This window comes from Paenibacillus silvestris, from assembly GCF_009882985.1.
Lineage (GTDB): Bacteria > Bacillota > Bacilli > Paenibacillales > NBRC-103111 > Paenibacillus_E > Paenibacillus_E silvestris.
Genome location: NZ_WTUZ01000036.1, coordinates 61,106 through 78,040 on the forward strand (window position 1 = coordinate 61,106; position 16,935 = coordinate 78,040).

General features: G+C 46.6%; 10 protein-coding genes. All 10 read right to left on the reverse strand.

Features of this window, described 5'->3' with window-relative positions:
- Positions 1–128: 128 nt before the first annotated feature.
- The 10 genes from GQF01_RS27460 to GQF01_RS27500 all read right to left on the reverse strand — a co-directional run bounded on the left by GQF01_RS27460 (position 129) and on the right by GQF01_RS27500 (position 16,905).
- Entirely contained in the window at positions 129–4,469 is a 4,341-nt protein-coding gene (locus tag GQF01_RS27460) for a family 16 glycoside hydrolase (RefSeq protein WP_161410143.1), read from the reverse strand.
- A gap of 116 nt (positions 4,470–4,585) precedes the next feature.
- On the reverse strand, positions 4,586–5,179 hold the full coding sequence (locus GQF01_RS27465) for a TlpA family protein disulfide reductase (RefSeq protein ID WP_161410144.1): 594 nt from the start codon (positions 5,177–5,179) through the stop codon (positions 4,586–4,588).
- Positions 5,180–5,359: 180 nt separating this feature from the next.
- Complete coding sequence (locus tag GQF01_RS27470) at positions 5,360–9,601, reverse strand: PA14 domain-containing protein (protein ID WP_161410145.1); 4,242 nt, start codon at positions 9,599–9,601, stop codon at positions 5,360–5,362.
- A 294-nt stretch (positions 9,602–9,895) separates the two neighbouring features.
- Positions 9,896–10,927: an S-layer homology domain-containing protein gene (locus GQF01_RS27475; RefSeq protein WP_161410146.1), complete on the reverse strand. Its 1,032-nt coding sequence runs from the start codon at positions 10,925–10,927 to the stop codon at positions 9,896–9,898.
- A 466-nt stretch (positions 10,928–11,393) separates the two neighbouring features.
- Positions 11,394–11,528 carry a hypothetical protein gene (locus GQF01_RS36725; RefSeq protein WP_268894397.1) on the reverse strand — a complete coding sequence of 45 codons (135 nt, stop codon included), beginning with the start codon at positions 11,526–11,528 and terminating at the stop codon, positions 11,394–11,396.
- A gap of 21 nt (positions 11,529–11,549) precedes the next feature.
- Entirely contained in the window at positions 11,550–11,831 is a 282-nt protein-coding gene (locus GQF01_RS27480) for a chorismate mutase (RefSeq protein ID WP_161410147.1), read from the reverse strand.
- A 297-nt stretch (positions 11,832–12,128) separates the two neighbouring features.
- Positions 12,129–12,947, reverse strand: coding sequence for a carbohydrate ABC transporter permease (locus GQF01_RS27485; RefSeq protein ID WP_161410207.1), 819 nt, complete (start codon positions 12,945–12,947; stop codon positions 12,129–12,131).
- The gene (locus tag GQF01_RS27490) at positions 12,947–13,825 is read right to left on the reverse strand and encodes a carbohydrate ABC transporter permease (protein WP_161410148.1); all 879 of its coding nucleotides are present in this window, start codon (positions 13,823–13,825) and stop codon (positions 12,947–12,949) included. Before GQF01_RS27490 ends, GQF01_RS27485 begins: the two co-directional genes overlap by 1 nt.
- Positions 13,826–13,896: 71 nt before the next feature.
- Positions 13,897–15,207: an ABC transporter substrate-binding protein gene (locus GQF01_RS27495; RefSeq protein WP_235960556.1), complete on the reverse strand. Its 1,311-nt coding sequence runs from the start codon at positions 15,205–15,207 to the stop codon at positions 13,897–13,899.
- A 126-nt stretch (positions 15,208–15,333) separates the two neighbouring features.
- Positions 15,334–16,905 carry a helix-turn-helix domain-containing protein gene (locus tag GQF01_RS27500; RefSeq protein WP_235960557.1) on the reverse strand — a complete coding sequence of 524 codons (1,572 nt, stop codon included), beginning with the start codon at positions 16,903–16,905 and terminating at the stop codon, positions 15,334–15,336.
- Positions 16,906–16,935: the final 30 nt, after the last annotated feature.

The window sequence follows — 16,935 nt, forward strand, 5'->3', positions numbered from 1 at the left end:
TTTTCAGACAAGAATCCGATCTTGTGAAATAAGGGAATATAGTTCCCCAAAATCCATCCATTCTATCAAAAGAAAGGCGTTCTGGACAGAACCACCTAGTGGTCAGTCCAGAACGCCTCAACGTACGTTTATTGCAGAATTTTTTGTGCCAGGATAGCTAAGTCAACAATGTCTACTTTGTTATCGTTGTTCAAATCTGCTCGCTTGTACTGCTCCCAATCCGCATTCGCAGAAGACTTCCCATATGCTGCCGCTGCAATGCCTAGATCTGCGATGGAATATTTCCCATCTCCATTCGAATCTCCAGGGCTGGCAGGTATGACAGACGCCAAGAAGCTGTTTAGAGCCTCGCGCAAGGCTACGATTGCTTGCTCAACTTCACCTTGTGTCGATGAAGCATGATCAGCCACTGCTTGCGCTTGATGAATCGCCGACAGGAGAATCGCTTTTGAGCCGGCAGGGTACTGGCCTGGGCTTGTGCCTTCTGTTGCGGCTCCATGCTTATCTTGTGCCTGAGCAATCAAATTGTTCAAGGCCGCTTTGTCAACGACGGTTGTAATTTGCAAGCTGAGGGCAACACTTTCGAGTTGTGTTTCTACCCCGGACGCATCAGCCATTACAGCTTTCGTCAAAGTGATGTTTGTGCGGCTCGGCTCGGCCAAAGATTTCGCCTTCCACTTCAGCTTGAGCAAGTGATCATTGATATTGCCTGCTCCCAAATTGACCATAATGATGCGAATGTGACCAGGTGTTTGCAATTGATCTACAACCTTAAATCCTTCTTTCAGCTCATCGACACCTACATATTCCACTAAATCAGGGTCATAGGTAACGTTCAAATCCTCAGCGTATACACGCTCAGTAACGCTTGTGAATCCTAGTTCAACGTTAAACGATTCACTCGCCTGAACGGCGGCAGGACCTGTCAAAGTCGCAGAAGCTGGCGTCGTTGGTTCTGTCACAGCGGCTTGCAGCGGTCTGACGACAATATAGTCCAGCTCGTAGAAGCCAGTGCCTTTCATGAACGTGATCACGTTGGAGCCCTCGTTCAATTCGACTTCCACGGGAATCGCCATGAACCTTCCCCAATTTTGAGTGCCTTGGAGCTTGAGCGACTGTTCCTTGCCGTTTACTAGGATTTTACCTGTCGCAGCCGTAAAATCACTGCCATTGGCAAACCATACATCCACATTATAGGTACCAGCAGCAGCAACTTGAATATCACCAAACTTCACATAACTATCCGCGTAGTCAATTTCACCCACATAACTTTTACCGGACGCATAATTGTTGTTTGTATTCACTTTCGCTTTGAACAGCTCGGCTTGTTCAGCCTCGTATTTGATGGATACGGCGGCATCTGGATGATCGGTCACTTCCGGGAAATAACTGACCCGCAAGTTCTCCGCTCCGAATGGAACCAGCGTAATGTTCTCCGTTGGCTCTGTTGAAAGCAACGGCCCAACTGGCGGTTCAGAAGCTTCTACATTGTTGGCTGACTTGCCCCATGTAGGAATTTTCTTCGCTTTTGCAATCAGCTTGACTGGACTTGTCGCCTGAATGAACGGGTTCTCAGGCATGGGTCCCTGCACAACCTCAATGGATTCTTCCGGATGTTCACGGTCAATCAATAACCCGTAGTTCCATGGTGTTTTGGATATCACACGGAATTGGCTGAACCCAAGCGCTGCGGCATTAAATCCTGGCACTGCCGCAATTGGATTGGATTGTACTTGCCAATCTTCTTGCACTTGCAGAGAGAACACGAGTGGACCGCGTTCGATCCCAACGGAGTTGTTTACCCATGTCGATGTTTTCAGCTTCATTGGCACTGTCAGAACAACATGATCGCCTGTCGCCCATGTTCTGTCGATCGTTAGATACTCTCCAGCTTTCACAGCTGGCTGAACTTGACCATTCACCGTTACCGTCGGTTGATCCGCCCATGCCGGAATTCTAAGCTTGAGTGGGAAACTTACGGATTCTGATGTGTTCACTTCAAAGCCAATTTGATCTTCAAACGGATAATTCGTTGTTTCTTCGACCGTTACATTGGCGTTCTTAATTTTCGTCGATACACGGCTTGGACCATAAGCAATGACGCCAAGTCCGCCATCATTCGTAGCTGCCCACATATTTTTCACAAAATACGGCCAACCCATATGCATATTAAAACGACAGCAAGGGAAACCGGAAGTTGGGGATGGCATCATCCCGTTATCATAGTTTTGTTTGAAGCCATGATCCGCTATATTACTCTCCACCTGATTAGGCAACGAATAGTACTGATGAAGCTTCAAGTCCTTATCCATCGCGCCTGGCAATGAATTGAAGGCAATTTTCTCAAGCGCATCACCAATGTGCGGATCCCCGAGGATCATAGCCGCCTCTTCATTGCTTTGCATCCGCTCGGTAATCGCGCAGAGCTCTACTCCTTGCGTAGATGCGATACCAGCCAGCATCTCCGTGCCGGAAGGCATTCCTGTAATTTGTGTGTGTTTGTTCAAATTCGTAACGCCTGCCTGGAACGCATCACGATCCACATTGTCGTGTGATCTTTGATAGTAAACAGCTGGCATTTTAATGGCTTCACTCACGTTGACAGAATGAGTCGGTTGGAAGTCATTGCCAAAATTCTGGAAACCGTCATTTGTAAACGTATCCGCAATCGGATAGCCTTGATCAGCAAGTGTATCCGCCAACTGTAATAAGAACGCATCATCTGTTCGGTTGTACAACCAAAGTACCGTATCAATGTTGTCGCCCACACGCACTTTACCCCAGTCTCTGAGTGGTCGTGCTGGTAATTGTGCAGCTTGATAATGGAAATAGCCTGTCATGAACGTAAGCACACGAGCATCATTCGTAGCTTCATAGTAGTCCTTCATGACATAAAGCGCGACCATGCGAGGCCACCAGTCATCACTGCTTTTGGGACCAAAGGAACCGTCCGCTTGCTGGCTCGCCAAGATGGCTTCAATCCACTTCTGGGATTTTGCAATTAAATTCTGGTCTTTCAATGTATAGGCTAGAGGGACTAACCCCTTCAAATAATAAACTGGACGTTCCCAGTCCGAGTCTGGCGCTGTGCCGCCAAGCCAAGCAGCATTCGTACTAAGCTCTCCGTATAGATCTTCGGCATATCCGGTAGCCCCGTCGCGCTGAAGTTCAAGCTGCTTCAGCAGCCAGCCTTTGGCCTCAACCGAACCAAGCGGCAGCGGGATAAAAGGGGTTTGCACCAGCGGATCCTTGTTCGCTACAGGTGAGGTAAACGCTTTGTCAGGCACCACATATTCGCTTGCGATGACATTATCGAAGCTCGGCTGCGCACGGTAACTTCTTAATCCAATTCCGCCTTTGGTATATTTCTGCGGGCTATCGTCCGTATAGACGAGAACTGGTTTCTGTGAATCGTTGACATACACTTTAATGTCATTCTGATAAGTAATAACCTTCATGTGATAGTAACGATTCGGATCGATGGTGTCGAACACTTTTACTTGCTTCAGAGGGGTCCAGTTATTGTTCATGCGTCCAAGGGTAATCTTGCCATCACCGCTTAAACCAGCGTAGTAGCCCTGCACATTATCGGCCCCAGGTGTTGCGCTTTGTGTCTTAAAGAGCAGTCCTGCATCTCCTGTACCTGTATCGCTCGGCAGTTTAATGTCGCTTTCCAGCGTCATATCTTGGAATTCGGCGTCTTGAGCAAGTATTTTGAAACCGTCACCTTTATTAACCGTTATGGCTCCGGATTGCAACTTCCAGCTTCCATCCACTAGATTCCAGTGTTCAATCGCTTGTTCTGCCGGCGTATCGAAGTTATCTGATAACAACGTATCGCCTCCCACGGATTTCACCACTATATTATCGTACGAAGGCATCGAATTGTACATCCGTACGCCAACACTTCCTTGCGTGTACGTGCTGTCCGTTTGCTGCAAAACTAACACATCATTGACATATACGTTAATTTGACTGCCTACAGCAGAAACTTTCAGACTATAATCGGTATTCGGATTAATTGTTACAGCCGAACGCTTTAATTCTGTCCAATTATTGCTCATACGTCCGAGCATGACAGCCCCTGTTCCAGCAGCGCTGAGCCCTGCATAATAGCCACGCACATTATCAGCGCCCGGTGTTGCGCTCACTGTCCGGAATAAGAGACCCGCATCTCCGTTACGATCAGCCACACGAATGTCAGACTCTATCGTAAAGTCGTTCATGTCATCCTTGTTAGAAATGGCCTTGTAACCTTGTCCTTTCGCTACCGAAAGTTTACCAGCATCAATGGACCATGGGCCTTCAATGGCATTCCATGTATCGTTAATCTTCATTTTATCAAAATGATCTGCAAAATAACCCGGTATTTTCTCCGCCTCCGCTGCTTGTACCGGATAGGGAGACAACATGGTCATATATAAAGCAAAAATAAGTAGTTGGACGATTACCGTTTTTCCTTTAAACACAGGACACCTCTTTTCCTAGAATAAATCAAACCTTATCTCATGCTCACATCAATCACTTTTGTTTGCAGGTCGTCAGCCGTCAAGCTGTCTCCTCCTTTCTAAATAGTAGAGAGCGTTTAAGGCTCCGCAAGATGTTTAATCTTTTCTTCCAGTTCTAGCGGATCTACCATATGAAACGTATCCAACACAAAGCCATTTTTATCGATTAGAAAAACAGTCGGCAGCGCATGAAGCTGATACAGATCAGCGGCATGTTTGTGCTCATCCAATAGAATTGGATACTTGAGATTGTTCTGTTTAACGAATTTCTCGATATTTTCCGGTTTCTCTTCGGTGGATACATTAATCCCAAGGAAATCAACCTGATTCTTATACTGCCCATACAGCTTGCGCAGTGTAGCTACTTCTACTGAGCAGGCTTCACACCAGCTGGCCCAGAAATGGATGACAACCGGCTTCTCCCGTTTGCCTCCGATCGTATGATACGAGCCGTCGAGTGCTTTTAATGTAAAAGAAGGCGCCTCAACATCACCCTTTCCTGCCTTCTCCCCCGAGCTTGCCAAATTTACGATGCTCTCCAGCTTGTGAACATCCAATCGTTGCCCCTCGCCGCCTGAACTAGGTTCTGTACTCTTGTTTGCCAGATGCAGGTAAAATGGCAGGCAGCTTAGCAACATAATGCCAACTAGCACACTGATCATCTTCTTCATGTGAACCTCTCCCTGAACGTTGTTTACTCTGATTATATCCGCGCGAAAAAAAACCGTCTTTACGCGATTAGGCGAAACTTTGCGCGATTCTGACATAAGTTCAGGGCAAGGCACATTTCCTCATAAAAAAAGCCGCCTAACCCCAATAGAACCTGAGGTTAGGCGAGCTTTACTAGGCGTTTATTGCAAAATTTTCATTGCCAACGCTGCCAAATCGACAAGGTCTACGCGACCATCGTTGTTCATATCTGCTTGTTTGTATTTCTCCCAATCTGTGTCTGTCGACGTTTTACCGTAAGCGGCTGCAACAATGGCCAAATCGCCGATCGAATATTTACCGTCACCATTCGTGTCCCCGGAATTTCCTGAAACGACCGACTGGATAAAGGTTTGCAGCGCTTCTTTCAGTTCAACAACAGCTTGTGCGACTTGCGCATTCGTCGCATGCGCATCGTTAGCAACAAGGGCAGCTTTATCGATTGCTGCTTGTAGCAGCGCTTTGGCACCAGCAGGATACTGACCAATGGCTGTACCTTCTGTCGCACCATCATGCTTGCTTTGTGCGCCAGCGATGAGCGTGTTCAGCTCCGCTTTGTCCACATTAGCAAGAATGCGAATGCTCTGAGTGGCACCATCCACGGTTGTTTCTACACCCTCTCCGTTTGCCAAAACAAGATTGGAGAGTGTAATGGTGCTGGTCATATCCTCTCCTGTAGCTTTAGCTTTCCAATGAAGCTTCAGCAAATCGCCATTTATGCTCGTACCGTTCACATTCACTGTAATGAGACGAACCGAACCTGGCGCTACTTTCTTATCGAGGAGGGTCAAACCATCTTTCACGCTTTCAGCGGATACAAATTCGAGCTGATTCTCATCATAGGTAACGCTCAAATCCTCTGCATACACACTTTGCGTGACACTGTTCAAGCCAATTGTCGAATCAAACGATTCCCCGCTTGAGACCGATGCAGGTCCCGTTAACGACGACGTCGGATCATTCACAATCGGGCCGACCGAGAAGTAGTCGAACTTAGCCGGGATGGACGTTCCATCGCTCGCCGAGAAAGCGTAGAATCCAACTTTTGGATTCGTTAATTGTACCGTCACAGGGTCAGCAGCCTGCTTCCAACTGGAGCCGTCCCAATAATAGGTCGTGTACACATTACCAACCTTACGGATTTGCAGGTACGATGTATCGTAGCCTGGATGTGCCGCCATATGACCCGCTTTGGTGTATGTGCCACTTTTCTCAAAAGCGGATTCCAGCGATTTGCCCGTGGCGCCATCTGTATCCCACACATGCCCAAACTTCACATAATTATCTTCGTCCTGCCAAACAAGCAGACCGGCTTGCTGATAATTTTTCCTCACTTGCGCATCTACCTTCGTCGTGATGACAAAATCACCGCTAGGCGCGTTTTGCAAAAAGGCGTTTTTCAATGCATTTGAATTGCCGAAGCTGTCGCCCGTGAGTGTCTGAATCGTTAGCTTGCCAGGATTCGAAGTCAGACTCCAGTTGGCATTATTTTGACGATAAATGCTCCAATTGCTGTTTAATGTGCTGCTGTCGAAGTTATCCACCGTGGAACCTTTTGGAAGTGGGTCGTTCACACCAGCGTAAACTTTCTCCTTCTCAGCCGTTAGGTCAGCAAGTGCTTGCTGGTAGTTGCTAGCGGTAGCTTGAGTATCTGCAAGTACCTGCTTAGCGGATTGAATAACACCTTGGAAATGATCCACCACAGCTTGCGGATATTGGCCAGGCTTCGTACCTGCGGTGAGCTTGCTGAATAGCTGCTCCGCTTCTTGGATGCCGCTGGACAAATCGCCCGCTGTTACCGTGCCGATTAACTCGCGGTGTGCTTTGGCAATCCGGTCGAAATCGAGCTTTTCCACCTTGCGGTCATAAGAAAGCAAGCCGTTAATCTCATATTCGACATCTGTGATTTGGGTATAGATTGCTGCGCTTAAGCCAGGATTTCCTTTGAGATTTTTCAATTGGTTGATGTAATCGATGTATTTATCGGTAATCTCTTTTTTACTTTTCATCTCTTGATACGAGAATACGAGCGGACTCCATTCATGTCCTGGCGTATGTAGACCAAGACCTCCGTATTCCCCGAGTACAGCAGCACGGGAATCCGATGGCTTCGGCGAGTTCGGAGCAGGGTAGGAATGAAAATCGACCAAGTCGCCTGCGCCGGAATCCTGCCAACCGCTCGCGTTATTAATTAAGCGCGTTGGGTCTAGGCTTTTCACGTAATTGGTCGCGTCCTTCGTCTGCTGTCCGCCCCAATCGAATTCGCCCCAGCCTTCATTGAAGACTGTCCATTCGATGATCGACGGTACACTGCGAAGCTGATCGACCATTTCCTTATATTCCTTGAGCCATTGGGTTTTGGCCGCTTGCGTAATATCGGCGCCGTGGTTGTTCTGACGATCCTCCAAGCTCGGCATATCCTGCCAAACCAGGACGCCCAGCTTATCTGCCCAATAATACCAGCGGGCCGGCTCTACTTTAATATGCTTACGAATCATATTCATACCGATTCGTTTCACCGCTTGAATATCGAATTTCAATGCATCTTCGGTCGGCGCTGTATAAATGCCATCCGGATAAAAGCCCTGATCGAGCGGCCCCATCTGGAACACGAATTTGCCGTTCAGCAGCGGTCGAGTAATCCCGTCTACTTTCCCTAGCTTGATCTCCCTCATCCCAAAATAACTGTTAGCCTGATCGACAACTTGATCACCATTTTTCAAACGGACTTGTAAATCGTACAGAAAGGGATCATCCGGCGTCCAAAGCCTTGGATTAGGAACAGGAACCTGCAGCTCGGTGCCAGCGGGACCGCTGATTCTTCCTACTTCCTGACCGTCCTTCATCGCAATCGCTTCTACAGTCAGATTGTTAGCAGCTCCTGCAGGAACGGTTAATTTCAGCTTTTGATTCGTAAGATCTGGCGTCATATCCAGCTTCTCGATATGAGCCTGAGCGACAGGCTCCATCCAAACAGTTTGCCAAATACCGGAGACGGATGTATACCAAATGCCTCCAAGCTTTTTCACCGTTTGCTTACCGACAGCTTGATCTTCCCCATTATCCGTATTATCCAGCACATGAACGATCAGTTCATTGTCGCCTGCTTTTAGTTGATCGGTGATATCAAAGCTAAACGATGTGTAACCGCCTTTGTGCTCACCAACCTTAGTACCATTGACATAAACGGTCGTCAAATAATCGGAGGCACCGAAGTTCAACATGACACGCTGGCCGTTCCAATCACTCGGAACCGTAAACGATCGCTTGTACCACATCAGATTCTCTACACGTTTGATGCCCGAAAGTACCGACTCCGCTGCAAAAGGAACAACGATTTTCTCCTTCAACGTTTGCCCGGTTGGGAGCGCCTCGCCGACTTTAGCCGATTGGAACTGCCATTCCCCGTTCAAATTCTGCCATTTATCGCGAACAAGCTGTGGCCTAGGATATTCAGGAAGTACGTGCTCCTTATCTACTTGGCTCGCCCATGGCGTCGTGATTTGATAGGTAGAGTCGTTTTTCAGCATTTTATCAAATGCCTGGACCACTCTGCCATCCTGATCCTCAAGACCGCTTTGCCCGTCATAGCTCGCCTTAACTAACCAAACATCCTTCGAATATACCGGATATTGGAAAGTAACCACGATGGTGCTGCTATCGCCTTGTTTGAGCGCTGCCGAAGCAATCGGCCAGTCGCTGCCCATAACATTCACCTTCAAATGATTAACGAAACCTTCTGGAAGCGATTGCAAAGGTTTATCCAGTTTAACCTCAGCCGTCGCTCCATCAACCGCTACACGGCCTCCGTAAGAGTAACCGCTTGGCGGGGTAAAGGCCTCCGTCAGAATGGCTGATTTCGGTACGGAAGGACTCGACCATCGCATGTGGAAGTTAGACCCGCCATTATTTTCGAAATACTCAACCTTAATGGCATATTTCTGCCCGGCAACGAGCGGAATCGGCGCTGCTACCTGCTCCTTATCCCAATCGTTGACCCAATGATCAATGACCAGTTTATTGTCAATCCAGAGTCGGAAGCCATTGTCCCCACTGATGGAGAACGTGTAATCTTCGGAAAACTGGGGCTCAATGAACCCACTCCAGCGTACATTCACATTATCCTGCTGACCGGTTAAAATCCCAAAAGCAGGTTCCAAGTTGCCGAAGTCCAAATTGGGATCAAGCACGGTTGACTTTAACGTGCCAAAGCTAAACTGCGGAGAGCCCAAACCTGTGTAGTACTCACCTTTTAAGCCATGAACGACAGGCTCATTCGCTACTTCTGCCGCTTGCGCTTGAAGGGTCATGAGCGGAGCCGTTGAGATCGTACCGAATGCACAAGCAGCAATAAGCAGCTTATTAAACGTCTTCTTTAACTTCATCCTATTCTAGCCTCCTGATCACATAAATGATGAATGGGCGAGAGCTTGCAGGAGCCTCACCTTTTTCTGCACATGAACTCCTTTCATCCTATTCATTGGAAGATTACAGATACATTATGTAACAATAAGAAGAGGAAGTATTTAGGTTATTCCGCCTTTTTTTACGTTTTCTTGCCATTTCATTCGTGAGGTGTAACACAGGTATAGCGACAAACAAAAGGAGGCAGCTCTTAGGCATTTTCTGCCGCTTAAGCCCCTCCTGATGTTATATCCAACCTAATTATCTAGATCGATTCATTTCGTATTCAACAGTTTATAAATCAACATGGCAGCTTGAGCACGATTCGTAGTTTCCTTCGGATGAATGCCCTCATCATAGCCATCTACTAAGCCCATCTCTACTAGTGTTGTAACACTTTGTAGCGCGTAATCTGCAATGTCATCTGTATCTTTAAACGAATCAGCCAAAGAAGTCCCTTTGCTTGCTGGGAGCTTATTCAGCGCTTTTAAGGTACGCGCCGTAAGGGTCATCATGTCCTCTCTGGTCACAGACGCTCTCGGATTGAAGTTATTATGCTCGTCTCCCTCAACAATGCCTAAGCTTCTCGCAGCAGATAGGTGCTCATCGAAGTACTCACCTTGCTTCACATCGTCAAAGCGCTCACCTGCCCCGCCTTTTACCTCCAAGGCTCTCATCAGAAGAACCACATAATCGGCACGAGTAACAGGCTGCGCCGGACTGAAAGTGCGCGCCGCTGTTCCATTCACAATCCCTTTCTCAGCTAGGAAGGCAATCGCCGTTTTGGCCCACGTGAAATCGCCAAGATCGTCGAATGGGAAAGAATCGTTAATCTCAACAGCAACCGTGGCATTCGACTGCTGATCCGTGCTAGCTAGAATAGAATCGACCAATTTGACCTTGCCGATTGCGAGTTCAGCCTTCCCGTCATCGATCGCTTCAAATTTTAGCTTGTACAAAATCTGCTCGCCGTCATCGCCCTTCGTTCGACCTACGCGCGTATGTGCGAGTTGAATATGGTTATCTTTCACAATTGGATTCACTGAAAATCCAGGAATCTCCGTTGTTGCTTCTTTTAATTTGAGCTGCTTCGGATTGAAGTCCAAATTGATTTCGTACGCATAGACATCCTTTAGCTGATGCCCCTTTATGAGTACTTCCACATTTTCTCCCTTGGACGGCTTTTCAGTAAGAACTGTCAGCGTATAGGAGGGTGAATCCTCTGCTGCTGCTGCTGAACCTCCTACTATCATCGTTGCAGCGAAAACGGTCATTAAACTACCTGTCATTATTTTTTTTACTTTCACGTTGGACTGCCCCTTTCATTTCATTAACTCCAATATAAAAAAATCTAGCCTGCATGTATTTAGACTATCAGGTGTAAATTTGCTATTTTCGGATATTTTGCGTAAAACGGTCAGGTGCGGGCTAGTGTATCGGTGTGTTGTCTTGATGTACCCTGTACAGCCCTCTCCACACACGCTCGTTTTTGCTTTACACCGTGCTGTCCATCTCGATGCTCAGACTAGTCCTAGCTTGTCTTGCTCTGTCTTGCTCTGTCTTGCTCAGCTCCACCTTGACTCCCCCCGCTCTGCCCTGCACGGTTGCCTGCCCCCACCCCGCCTCGCCATAAATAGTGGAACTCCGTTCCCTTATTTAGCCGAAAAGCGGCGTTTCGCATGTTGGAGGGGAACTCCAGGGTCTTATCCGCGCTAAATCTTCCAATATTCCGTCCAAATGCCGAAATAGCGGACCCTAGTTCCCTCCACTCGCTCAAACGCCTGTTTTCAGCAAAATAACGCCCTGTAGTTCCCCATCGAGCGGACTAGCGGCGCCATAGCGTCTTGAAACCAACCGCCGCCGCATGAACATAAAAATAAAAACCGGACACAGGAAATTAATTCCCATGTCCGGCCACTCTTATCTCTATTAACATGTCGTTTTGAGCAATTCTTCGTGCCGAGAAATGACGATATCGATGATACATCTATAAATGTCCGAAGCATATTCAGGGTTCAATCCATGCTGTGCCGAAAGCTTCGCAATCTTCTGAAACTGTTGATTCTCACGGCTAACATCTTGCGAGTCAAGGTGATTCTCCGCTTTGTAGATGCCAACTTCTTCTGTATATTGAAATCTTTGAGCTAGTAGGGCAATCATTTTTTGGTCAACTTCGTCTATGCCTTTTCTTAATTCATCTAGCTTTGTCATCTGCTATACCTCCACATGTAATCCGATCTTTGTCAGTTACCATATTCGTTTCATTTTAGAGGATAACAGGGGAACTTTCAATATCTAACACATGAGCGATGGCGCGTCATAAGGGCCTAATCGCACTCATACTCATACTCATACTCATACTCATACTCATACTCAAGCCAAAATAAGGAGCCGCAGATCGCGACTCCCTCCTCACACCTTACTCTACGGCTAACGCGCTTTCAATTGAATCCGATTGTAAACTTTCGTATCCGCCAATAAGGTAATCCGATCCACCCAGGCAATGCTCTAACCTTTGATTGCGCCAGCAGCAATTCCTTTGATAATAAATCTCTGCATAAACAGGAAAAATACAATGATCGGGATCATCCCCATAACGGCATAGGCAAATGCCAGATTCAAGTCACTGCTGTACTGGCCGAAAAAGAAATACTGCTGCAGCGGAATCGTGCGGTAATGCTTATCCTGCAGGTAAAGCAGCGGAAGCAGGAAATCATTCCAAATATAAAGCACATTCAACACCAAAACGGTCGCCGTAACCGGCTTCAGCAAGGGCATAACAACACGGATAAAAATGCCGGGGGTTGAGCATCCATCGATACGCGCCGCCTCTTCAATTTCCCGTGAGATTCCCTTGACGAAGCCGGCATAGAACAAGACGCCCGTCTGTACGCCGAAGCCTCCATAAATAAGAGCGATTCCCCAGTAGGAATTCACGAGTTGGAGCATCTTACCCAGCTGGTATAAAGGCAGCATCGTCACTTGAAAGGGCACCATCATTCCTGAGAGAAAAACGATAAATATGAAATTATAAATCGGCTTGTTCCTTCTAGCAATCGCATAACCTGCCAAGGCGGAAGTGAAAATAATCAATACGACAGAAATAGCCGTCACGATGAGACTATTCATCACTGCCTCCGGATATTTGGAAGTATCCCAGGAATGTATGTAATTGGACAAATTCAGGCTCGAGGGCAGCGCATAAAATGAATCAAACGTTTGCTTTGCTGACTTAAGCGACATTAATAAGGCCACATACATCGGAAACACGAATAATATGGCCAAGAGCGTAACGACAGCTAACACAGCGACTCGGGTTGTTTTCATCACAACTCCACTTCCCGTCTTCTAAAAATGGAAAGCTGCACAATCGTAACGATCACTAATATAACGAAAAATATCATGGATAAAGCCATACCATAACCCGCTTTAAAGGAATTGAAAGCCGTTTTATAAATAAAAGTGGTAATGACCTCCGTCGCAAACCCTGGACCGCCTTGCGTAGTGACCCAGACGAGATCGAACACTTTCAACGAGCCCGTCAGGACAAGCAGCATGTTAATGGTGACAGACGGGGCTAGCAGTGGCAATGTAACGTTCATGAACGTGCGCGTCGTACCTGCTCCGTCCATTCTAGCGCTTTCGATCAGTTCGTTAGGGATGCTCTGCAGCCCGGCAATATAGATGATCATTGGTGTCCCAATGCCTTGCCAGACAGCTATGATAACAAGTCCAAACAAAGCGTAGTCAGGATGTCCAAGCGGACTTGTAACGTCTAATCCGAAATAACTGAGCAGCTTCGGGAACCCCGTGCTGAAGTTATATTTCCAGATAAACCCCGCCAAAACAGTGGACAGGATGCTCGGCAGAAAAAAAACAATTCGAAACACGTTCTTAAACTTTAAATAGGAATCAAGAAGTAAAGCCAGCAGAAGAGAGATTACATTTACGAGGACCATCAGAATAAAAGCATATTTAAACGTGTTTCCAAGTACCTTCCATAAGTCAGGATCTTGAAAAGCATGCATGTAGTTTTCCCACCCGATAAACGTCAGCTTGGTAGAAACACCGTCCCAGCTTGTGAAGGAATACCGGGTTCCCATTATGAATGGAATGATGACAGCTACCGTAAAGAGGATCAAACCTGGAACAAGAAAGAGGATATACCATATTTCGTTACGGATCACCCGTTTTAAATTTCCCATAGCTGAAATTCCCTTTCTGTTAAATAACGGCATAGGCAGGGCCTACACCGTTATCGCTGCTTAGCATTTTGTTATTTGTGGTTTTTGGCAACCCAGTCGTCCAAATCCTTAATAACTTGTTCCGGGGTCGCTTTATTGAAAAATACTTTTTGCACATATTGCGAAAATTGACTGTTCCAATCAATGGTCGTTGTAATGAAAGCTTGCGAGTCATACGTTAATGCTTTATCAAAATATGGCTTCAAGTCATTAACCGCTGGAGCAATATCCGTCGAAGCGCCCTTAACGTAGCTAAGTGAATTAATATTTTTCACCCAAGCGTCTCCGCCCTCTTTGCTCGCCATGAATGCAAGGAATTTCATTGCCGCTTCCTTATGCTCTGATTTGCTGTTAACCGCCAGTGAAGCATCCGGGTTAAATTCCAGCTTATTCAGGCTCTCGTCATTACTGAACGGGTACGGGAAATAGCCAATGCCGGTGTTATACAAGTCTGGATTTTTCTTCTGAATATCTGCCAAAGGCCAAGTCCCCATATACATCATGCCGACCTCGCCTTTGGCGAACAAGTCCACGATTCCGTTATAATCAACACCCAGTTGATCTTTATTGCCTAAACTGAACAAATCCTGCGCATGTGCAATGACCGTCTTCGCTGCTGGGTTATCTGCAAATTTGACCGTGCCCTTTTCCAATTTGGTAAAGAAATCAGGCTGCTTCTCCACGAGTGCTGTGTTGCTTGGGAAGTCCCGGGTAAGCCACATGCCGAGCGTCCAGTTGTCTTTCCATCCGAGCGCAAAAGGCGTTTTCCCTGCTTCCTTTATTTTCTTGGCTGCGGCAATCATGGCATCATAGGTTCTTGGCACTTGCAAGCCCAGATCACTGAAAATTTTCTTATTATAAAACACGGCGATCGGCGTTGCATTCACTGGCATAATGTAGTTTTTGCCATCAGTTGCCTGGGCCTTCAACACATTTGCATCAAAGTTAGACATGAAATCTTTGCCTGTTAAATCTTCCAGATACCCGCCATCATGCAGTAATTTGGTTTGGCTGCCTGCGTTTAACGTGAAGACATCGACAATGTCGCCACTCGCTATTTTCGTCTTCAGGAGTGTATAGTAATCATCGTACTTCACAGGCTGTACGTCGACCTTAATGTTAGGGTTCTTGCTCTCAAACTGCTCAACAATTTTGGCTACGCCATCGGTGACATCGCTTTTGAAATGCATGAAGGAAATGGTAACCGGTTTGTCTGCCTTTGTAGGTGCAGGCGTACTCGAGGCGTTGTCTGCCTTCGCAGGTGCAGTCGTTTCCTGATTAGCTGAGTCGTTACTGCTGCTCGCACACCCCGTCATCAATAGTGTCAGCATACTAACTGACATACCGAGATAAATCATTTTTTTCATCCCTATGCCCCGCTTCCTGTATACGATTTAGAACGAATATCTAGTGTTCTGCCATTATCTTACACTCCGCAAAGGGTTATCGTAATAAAATAAATTGCGTTTTCAATGTTCAAAATTTTGTTGTTCCGCCCTCTCTTCTGCGTGCTCCCGATACTCGGATGGCGTTTGTCCCGTGAACTTTTTGAACACTTGACTAAAGTAACGCTGATTCTCATAGCCCACAAGTTCGGAGATGTCGGTGATTTTCCGTTCGGACAAGCGGAGCAGCTCGCATGCCATTTCCATCCGTTTGCGAGTCAAATACTCAATGAAATTCTCACCCGTAACACTCTTGAACTGCTTGCTTAAGTAACTGGGGTCCAAATGAAAGCGAGTGGCAAGATCAATCAAGCTAACGTCTTCAAAATACTGCTTATCCAAGTAAGATGTGATTTCATGTATCAACTTTGTCGAATCGCTCGCTTTCTTCCTCGTGTCCAGATCGTCAACCAGCAGCAGCGCAAATTGATCAATAAAAGCGCTAAATTGCTTCCAATCTACAATAGCTATGATGGAACGAGTATCAAAAAGCTGTGTGTAAGACAAAGCTAATTCCTTCATCTCCGAAGCCGCCATCTCCATGATCTTGCCAAGCGACCGATGTGCTTCGCGTATCGTCAAACTGTTCATGTGGCTAACTTTATGGGCATAGCCCTTCAGCAGCTTGCGACTTTCCTCGCCGTTCCTAGTCACGAAGGCCTGCTGCAGCGCTTTCAACTCAAACTGACTAACCATTTCTGATTGTGAATCCGTTGGACTCATTTGTTCCGGCAAGTTGATCGACAAACCTGAATCATGCAGTGTGTTATTTCTAAGCTGTTCATAGGCTGTTTCGAACGCTTCCGGGAGCTTTTCCAAATTGGCATAGGCGCCGCTCACCCCTACAACAACATCTAGCTTTAACATGTGGTACACGGCATCATGAAAAGTGCTAAACAATAGCCGGATTCGTCGATCGTCGTTTACTGGCTCAGGTATAAACACACAAAGCCGCAGCTTGTCATCTGATTTGAATAGAAGAGGAGCAGTCTCTTGTATCGTATCAGCGATAAGTTCGGACAAAATATTTTCAATGCTGAAAATTAACAGATCCGCATTCCCGTGAAACTTCGTCTCCGAAATTTCATGGAAACCTCTGAACATGCAGACCGCCAATCGATAACTTCCTATGCCCTCAGTAATCTGCAGTTCCACTGACTGTCCTTGAATATCGGATTGATTCGTAATCCGCCGGCTAGTCACATTTTGCAGAAACACTTCTCTTCGAAGATTCCACATGTCTTTCGTTAATCTTTTTTGCTGCAGAATACTTAAGTAGTTGAGACTTGCTTCCATTGCCTTGATCATCGCCTGTTTCAGATCCTGCATCGAGATTGGCTTGAGCACATATTCGCAGGCTTGGTAAGTAACTGCAGCTTTCAAATATTCGAACTGGGAGTACCCGCTAATCACAATGACCTTAATCTCGGCGTACTTCGTGTAAAGGGTTTCAAGAAACTGCTGACCATTCATGACCGGCATGTTCATATCGGTTACGACAATATGCGGCTTACTCATTTGAATAAGTTCTAACGCTTCTTCTCCATGCCTCGCTTCTGCGATTACTTCAACGTCTAAAGCTAACTCAGAAATCATCTTGCTAACTGACTTTCGTCCCCAGGTTTC

Bases quoted from the DNA above. Each gene is read 5' to 3' on its own strand.
- GQF01_RS27465 (WP_161410144.1), bottom strand. From the start codon at position 5,179: ATGAAGAAGATGATCAGTGTGCTAGTTGGCATTATGTTGCTAAGCTGC.
- GQF01_RS27470 (WP_161410145.1), bottom strand. From the start codon at position 9,601: ATGAAGTTAAAGAAGACGTTTAATAAGCTGCTTATTGCTGCTTGTGCA.
- GQF01_RS36725 (WP_268894397.1), bottom strand. From the start codon at position 11,528: ATGGGAATTAATTTCCTGTGTCCGGTTTTTATTTTTATGTTCATGCGG.
- GQF01_RS27480 (WP_161410147.1), bottom strand. From the start codon at position 11,831: ATGACAAAGCTAGATGAATTAAGAAAAGGCATAGACGAAGTTGACCAA.
- GQF01_RS27485 (WP_161410207.1), bottom strand. From the start codon at position 12,947: ATGAAAACAACCCGAGTCGCTGTGTTAGCTGTCGTTACGCTCTTGGCC.
- GQF01_RS27490 (WP_161410148.1), bottom strand. From the start codon at position 13,825: ATGGGAAATTTAAAACGGGTGATCCGTAACGAAATATGGTATATCCTC.
- GQF01_RS27495 (WP_235960556.1), bottom strand. From the start codon at position 15,207: ATGTCAGTTAGTATGCTGACACTATTGATGACGGGGTGTGCGAGCAGC.
- GQF01_RS27500 (WP_235960557.1), bottom strand. From the start codon at position 16,905: ATGATTTCTGAGTTAGCTTTAGACGTTGAAGTAATCGCAGAAGCGAGG.